The 6,669-nt window shown below is 38.7% G+C and carries 7 protein-coding genes; 3 read left to right on the top strand and 4 right to left on the bottom strand.

Translation table 11 applies throughout. From position 1 onward, the window contains the following. Window positions 1–965: 965 nt before the first annotated feature. Window positions 966–1,184: a hypothetical protein gene (locus ACE01T_RS16705; RefSeq protein ID WP_180043796.1), complete on the top strand. Its 219-nt coding sequence runs from the start codon at window positions 966–968 to the stop codon at window positions 1,182–1,184. A gap of 97 nt (window positions 1,185–1,281) precedes the next feature. Here ACE01T_RS16705 and ACE01T_RS16700 read toward each other — a convergent pair whose 3' ends face one another. From ACE01T_RS16700 to ACE01T_RS16685, 4 genes are all read right to left on the bottom strand, one after another. Continuing rightward, a complete protein-coding gene (locus tag ACE01T_RS16700) occupies window positions 1,282–1,632 on the bottom strand; it encodes a hypothetical protein (RefSeq protein ID WP_180043815.1) in 351 nt (116 codons plus the stop codon). A gap of 215 nt (window positions 1,633–1,847) precedes the next feature. Continuing rightward, window positions 1,848–2,474 (bottom strand): hypothetical protein, encoded by a 627-nt coding sequence (locus ACE01T_RS16695; RefSeq protein WP_180043794.1) that lies wholly within the window; start codon window positions 2,472–2,474, stop codon window positions 1,848–1,850. An 85-nt stretch (window positions 2,475–2,559) separates the two neighbouring features. After that, entirely contained in the window at window positions 2,560–3,258 is a 699-nt protein-coding gene (locus ACE01T_RS16690; RefSeq protein ID WP_395519721.1) for a putative quorum-sensing-regulated virulence factor, read from the bottom strand. Window positions 3,259–3,346: 88 nt separating this feature from the next. After that, window positions 3,347–3,478, bottom strand: a complete 132-nt coding sequence (locus ACE01T_RS16685) for a hypothetical protein (RefSeq protein WP_395519720.1) — start codon at window positions 3,476–3,478, stop codon at window positions 3,347–3,349. Between the two features lie 398 nt (window positions 3,479–3,876). Between ACE01T_RS16685 and ACE01T_RS16680 the strand changes: the two genes are divergently transcribed. Further along, entirely contained in the window at window positions 3,877–5,127 is a 1,251-nt protein-coding gene (locus ACE01T_RS16680; protein WP_395519719.1) for an alpha/beta hydrolase, read from the top strand. Between the two features lie 154 nt (window positions 5,128–5,281). Beyond that, complete coding sequence (glyA, locus tag ACE01T_RS16675) at window positions 5,282–6,535, top strand: serine hydroxymethyltransferase (RefSeq protein WP_086195022.1); 1,254 nt, start codon at window positions 5,282–5,284, stop codon at window positions 6,533–6,535. Window positions 6,536–6,669: the final 134 nt, after the last annotated feature.

The raw sequence follows: 6,669 nt of genomic DNA, 5'->3' as shown, positions 1-6,669 counted from the left end.
GGTGAATATCATGGCTGCTGTAGTGGCTTATTGTTTGAACCCCAATAAGCCAACTTTCCAAAATATGCTAAAAGGTTAAGTGGATTTCATCGAACTCAGGTTATGTACTTTATACAAAATGATTTAACCCATTTTTGTATGAATCTGATAAGCAAATTCGTGCCATTTGACCAATCAAATCTAAGAAATATGGGGAAAATTTAGATGAAATTTTAAAAGTGAAAGGACGGAAATTTTATATTTATTGATTCTACAGACTTTACTACTGTGCTTGAACATCCGGGGTATTCTGAAGGACAAGACGTCATTGTGATTCCCAGAATCCGTATTGCAGATAAAACAGCCGGATTTCTTTCAGTAGATGGAAAAGCTTGTCAGGCAATATTGGGTACAGAATTCGTTGCCGTGAGCGTATTTACTATCATTGGGCTAAAAATAGCAGAGATAAACTATTAGATACGAACTAATATGAAAACAGGATTTATTATCCACGCATTTATAAAATATACAATAATAGTTTCTTTGAATTGTTGTGTATAAATGTTGAGCAGGGTTGCCTATTTCATTTTCGAGTTTTATATTAAAAATACAGTAGGTCGAGAGACGCTACAAAGTGGTTGGACGGATCAATGACAGCTTGTTGAGCTTGCAACCTTCGGGTTGAAGCAAAAAATCAGCACTAGCCTTCCAACATAAAAGCCCGCAGTAATGCGGGCTTTCTTATTTTAGGGCTAAAAAAATTTCCAATGGACCAATACTCTAGAATTTATTTTAGATGATTGAAGAAATTGATCGAGGTGATTTATTATAAAGATTAATCGTTTTCTAAATAACATGTTTAAGAGGAATATCATCTATTTGTTTATAAAAAATTACATTGCCAAAAAATCTAACATCTCTAAATTATGAATAAATAAAATTTATGCTATAAAAAGTTTATTTAAATAAAGAGAGCAGGGAATAATATGAGCCAATTAATAGAGATAAAGGTTAAAGACCAATTTAGCAATATTCATGCAGTACAGGCATTATTACAGACAATTCCGGAAAATTCAGCTTTGCATAAACTCTCATTATTTCAAAAGATCGAACATATCGTGGTAAAAGGTGAAATTATTCGTCCAAGTATTGAACTGCTTTTTGAAAGCCGTATTTCCAAGAGTATTTATCGTATTATTGAATAATGAAAATATGATAAAAACTCACCATTAAAGGTGAGTTTTTATAAAAAAATAAAAATATGATTAAAAATAATCAATACATGGAGTTACGGAGCAATATTTAAATCAAACTAAGTTCAACGTCATATTTATTAAACTCTTCTATCAGGTTTTCAATAACTTTGATTCCAATCGCATCACTACAACTGAATAATTCATCCTTACCTTGAGCACTGTTATAACAGATGATTTGCTGGATTAACCAGCGATTTTCAATTTCTGTTTGATTAATAATGATTCGAACAGGTTGCAGGTTTTCACTGACCTGGCGTGGCAACACACTGGTAATCGCAAGTTGGATATGGGTCAGATCTTCTCTAGGACTCAAAAATGTTATTACCCAATTACCTATTTTTTTTAAGTATACGGGATGGTCTGCCGGATGAAATTCTAAATAATGTAAGGATGTCATCATGAATTCCCCTGAAATAGTTAATATATGCGGTTTTTAGCAATACTTTACTATTCAGCTAAGGTCGTATTTAGAATCACGCCATAGGTTCTTATTTAATCTAGTTATTGTGTAATAAATCAAATCTTATTGTTTTATAAGTATAAAAATAAATATGTTTTAGATAGCTAAGACCTTAAATAAATAATGAAACATAAAAAAGCTCTTAAGCTTGATCAGCTTGGAAGCTTCTGTAGAGAAAAATTGATCTGATTGAGGTAGCGGTTTAATTCCTGTGGAGTGATGCGGCTTTCCTGTAGGGTGGTAATCCATTGCATCTGGCACTGTTTTAAACTGCGTAAATCGTCAGCAGACAGAATACGGCTAATCAGCTGTTTTGCCATTAAACCGCAATGACGTTGCAGCAGCTCAGCCATGAATTGCTTGACCTGTTCAAAATCAAGGATTTCTAGCGTTGTTTGCACTTCATTTTGACAGGATGCCTGCTCAGCTTTTTCCTCCGCGATTGAAGATGGGGAAATGCTGGGAACAAAAATTTCTTCGGCAGAGTGATCCTTAAGTTGAGTGCTTTGCAGCGCAGGGCTGGTTTTAATTTCTGTATCTAGGTTGTCGGATGTCAGGGGTGTTTCAATGGACGGGTTAGCCGCACGGCTGATCAGTCCCATTTCCAGCAACTGTTCGAGTAATTCGGGTGGCGCGATACGATGCCTGAATTGTTCAGAAAGCAGATCAAAATCATCGGTGCCAATCAATAGTAACAGTCTGCGCTGACGAGCATTCAGATTCATTGAACGCTGTTTTAAACTTTCAATGCCTAAATCAGTTTTATGAAATTGAGTCATGCTTTAATTTACGTTGCAATAAATTAAGGCTGATTGTAGGGGGCAATCATGACAGGAATATTAAATAATATTACAAATCATTATATTACAGTGTAACAATACTGGTTTTCTCTAGAGCCTTGCGCAAATAAGGGTCCAGATCTTCCTGACGAAGCAGCCATTGCATATAGTCTGCAGGTAAATCTGCTATTGCTGTGCCTCGGTGCTTGCCAAAATTAATGGTTCGAGGAATACGCGCGTCTTCCGATGCCAGATAAAGCTCTTCAATATTTTGAATGTTTAAATGATGGATTTCATGCATTAAAATATTGGCGGTTAAGATAATATCCATATCGGCACGATGTGCTTTTTTAATCATTTCACGGGCTTTTTCACTGCCTTTGCTGATCATATAAATAAGGGCAGAAATATTGTGCGCTTCAGCATCCGGCCAGACTAAACGTGCCAGGGCAAGGGTACAAATGGCTTTTATATTGCTGGTATCTACACCGCATTTCTCGATGGCACGAATATCATAATCAATATTGTGACCAATAATGTAAGTGGTTTTCTGTGGAAGGCTGAAAGTCGTGTAGTGAGGCTGACCCACCAGCTCGGATTCCAGAATATGATGCACTGCCATGGCTGCATACGAAATCGGTTCATCGACACTATAAAGCTGGTCGAAAATTTCGCTCTTATCTAAGGAAAGTTTGCTGTCATGAATTTGGATCGGCGCATAAGCAATCTCAATCGGTTGTCCATTTAAAGTATGGGTTTCGGTATCGAGAATAATTGCTTGCATGACAGATCCATAACTGTTGCGATTGTTTGAGTCAATTTAACATTTTCAAAGATACCGATACAAACTGAAAATAGGCTCTTTTCCCTGTTCATGCTGATTTCTGTACCGGACTGCTGGTTAAATACACTGCTTCGAAAGCATCACTCGAAATACAGGCTTGAGATGGATACCAGGATAGCCAGTCATGTTGATCAATGCTTATTTGATAAATCGTAAGCATACCTTTGGGTTTCTGTTTAATGAATTCACTAATCTGTACGCTATCGCTTAGATGACGGCTTTTATAGGTCAGTTTTGTTGATTAGTCATCGGTGCCGCATAAGAAGTGACCACTTTGCTCACGATTTTTTTAATACTTCTATAGCCTAACTCCACGCAAGCCTGGAATCAGACAAATAAAAGCAGACATATTTTGTTAAATTAATAGTGTTTGATATTTGTAAAAGTAAAAAAAATAAAATTTATAAAAATCATTGATTTGTATTAATAAGAATTCGGTCTCTTTTTAAATTTTTTATTTGATGTTAAATCGCATTGTTCAAATATTAAATAAAGGTAATAGTTTATATTCATGATTACTTAAATCATTAAAATAAAAAGATATAAGGAAATGCAAAAATGAAAAAAACATTATTAACGGTGTTTATCAGTAGTTCGGTCATTCTTTTAACAGCGTGTGGAAGTGGAGATGGTGATTCGGTCTTCAATAGTCCAAATAATGGAATTCCGGTCAATGATATTCAGAACCCGGTCGTTTCTACCCCCACAGTTTATAACAAAACAAATATGACTAGCGTGGCGGGTGAAAGCGTAGTGATGACTTATAAAATGTTGGGGGTGAATGCTAAACAAGTTCAGGCAACGGCATTGGTCTTTACACCGAAAACGGCTGTGCCTGCAAAAGGTTGGCCAATTGTGGTTTGGGCGCATGGTACAACGGGCGTGGCAGACCAATGTGCGCCGAGTCGAAATGCATTGAATATCTATATTCAAGCAATGATTGCTCAACTTTTAACTGCGGGTTATGTGGTGGTTGCTCCTGATTATGAAGGGTTGGGAGAACCAAATGGTAATGAGCTCCATCCTTTCTTGAATGTAAAAAGCGAGGCCTATTCTATTACGGATGCGGTTGTCGCTGCGCGCCATTATTTGGGGACAAAAGCATCCAACCAATGGATGGCAGTAGGACATTCACAAGGTGGACAAGCTGCCTTAGGTGCGGCCCAATATGCTTCACGCGCCTCTAACTTGATCTATAAAGGAACAGTAGCCCTCGCTCCAGCTTCTAACCTTGCGCTTATTTTGACAGCAGGGGAAAGTGCCGCGGGAAAAGAAACCGACCTGAATAAAAAAATTAAAACGTTGTCATCTTTGGATGCATTTACTGCATTAATTACAGCAGGACTGCGTAATCCTCATCCTGATTTGCAATATAGTCAGGTTTTTAAGTCTCCTACGGATAATATTGCGAAAAATGCAGAAGTTGATTGCTATGATCTGTTAGAGCAGGAATTTGTTAAAGGGATGGATGATTACGTGGCAACAGAGGGTTCAGTCAATATAAATAATTATCCGCGTACTCAAATGAATTTTATGGGTATTCCTGTAGTTAAAACCTTTTTGGAAAAAGATTCGCAGCCACTTCAGGTTAAAGTCTCAACGCCCGTGATTATTTATCAGGGATCACTGGACCCTACCGTTCCGAAACAAGTGACTGACGTACTTTATTCTTCAGCGATACAACAAAACACCAATATCCGTTATTTGACCGATGAATCAGCTGCAACGAAATGGGATCATGGAACGGTCTATGCTTTAAATATTCCTAATATTATTGCAGATGTAAAATCTCTGATGCCAATTCAGTAATTTGTTTTGACTATATATGCTCATGTTTTTTAATCATGAGCATTTTTTTATTTAAAACTGAGTAAAGTTCATTCTCAACATTTACAAACTTCGTGCTACAATACGCGCCAATCTTAGCACGGCTTAAAAGCCCTAATTTAATAGGACCTCGCTAATGTTTGCCAATATCTCTATTGCCGAATTTGATCCAGAAATCGCTCAGGCAATCGCTAATGAAGATGCTCGCCAAGAAGCGCACATCGAGTTGATTGCTTCTGAAAACTATTGCTCACCAGCAGTAATGGAAGCGCAAGGATCAAAACTCACTAACAAATATGCAGAAGGCTACCCAGGCAAACGCTATTATGGCGGTTGTGAATATGTAGACGTTATTGAACAATTGGCAATTGACCGTGCTAAAGAACTTTTTGGTGCTGATTATGCTAACGTTCAACCGCATGCTGGTTCTCAAGCAAACTCGGCTGTTTACTTAGCTCTTCTTAACCCGGGCGACACAGTTTTGGGTATGAGTCTTGCTCACGGTGGCCACTTGACTCACGGTGCAAAAGTAAGCTTCTCTGGTAAAACTTATAACGCAGTTCAATACGGTTTAAACCCGGAAACTGGCGAAATCGATTACGAAGAAGTTGAACGTTTAGCTGTAGAACACAAACCACGCATGATCGTGGCTGGTTTCTCTGCTTATAGCCAAGTTGTAGACTGGCAGCGTTTCCGTGATATCGCGGACAAAGTTGGCGCTTACCTTTTTGTAGACATGGCTCACGTAGCTGGTCTGGTTGCTGCTGGTGTTTACCCAAGCCCAGTGCAAATTGCTGACGTAACGACTACGACTACGCATAAAACACTTCGTGGTCCGCGTTCAGGTTTAATCCTTGCTAAAGCAAACGAAGAAATCGAGAAAAAATTACAGTCAGCTGTATTCCCGGGTAACCAGGGTGGTCCACTTGTTCACGCTGTTGCAGCGAAAGCAATCTGCTTTAAAGAAGCAATGGCTCCTGAATACAAAACTTACCAACAACAAGTGGTTAAGAACGCTCAAGCAATGGCTGAAGTATTAATCGCTCGTGGTTATGACGTAGTTTCTGGCGGTACTAAAAACCACTTGTTCTTGTTGTCTTTAATCAAGCAAGACATCACTGGTAAAGACGCTGACGCTTGGTTAGGTGCTGCTCACATCACTGTGAACAAAAACTCTGTACCTAACGACCCGCGTTCTCCATTCGTGACTTCTGGTATCCGTATCGGTACCCCAGCTGTTACAACTCGTGGTTTCGGTGAAACTGAAGTACGTGAACTTGCTGGCTGGATCGCAGACATCCTGGACAGCAAAGGCGACGAAGCTGTAATTAACGCTGTAAAAGCGAAAGTTGAAACTGTATGCGCTAAATTCCCTGTTTACGCAAAATAAGTTCTGACTTGAGAAAAGCCCCCTCAAGGGCAATGCTGTTCACTTAAGAGGAGCAGCATTGTGATCTACCGGATAACGGGTTTTTGACATCTTAACCGTTCGGGGTGTTGTTGGCCTCGAACGCCTTTCCAGAA

The sequence above is a fragment of the Acinetobacter uliginosus genome (assembly GCF_044130295.1).
In the GTDB taxonomy this organism is placed as follows: Bacteria; Pseudomonadota; Gammaproteobacteria; order Pseudomonadales; family Moraxellaceae; genus Acinetobacter.
Note: the sequence above shows the minus strand (reverse complement) of the source record. Positions and strands in the feature narration are given on the sequence as shown.

Excerpts from the sequence above, each read along its gene's own strand:
- ACE01T_RS16705 (WP_180043796.1), top strand. The coding sequence starts at position 966 with ATGAGCCAATTAATAGAGATAAAGGTTAAAGACCAATTTAGCAATATT.
- ACE01T_RS16685 (WP_395519720.1), bottom strand. The coding sequence starts at position 3,478 with ATGCTTACGATTTATCAAATAAGCATTGATCAACATGACTGGCTATCC.
- ACE01T_RS16700 (WP_180043815.1), bottom strand. The coding sequence starts at position 1,632 with ATGACATCCTTACATTATTTAGAATTTCATCCGGCAGACCATCCCGTA.
- ACE01T_RS16680 (WP_395519719.1), top strand. The coding sequence starts at position 3,877 with ATGAAAAAAACATTATTAACGGTGTTTATCAGTAGTTCGGTCATTCTT.
- ACE01T_RS16690 (WP_395519721.1), bottom strand. The coding sequence starts at position 3,258 with ATGCAAGCAATTATTCTCGATACCGAAACCCATACTTTAAATGGACAA.
- glyA (WP_086195022.1), top strand. The coding sequence starts at position 5,282 with ATGTTTGCCAATATCTCTATTGCCGAATTTGATCCAGAAATCGCTCAG.
- ACE01T_RS16695 (WP_180043794.1), bottom strand. The coding sequence starts at position 2,474 with ATGACTCAATTTCATAAAACTGATTTAGGCATTGAAAGTTTAAAACAG.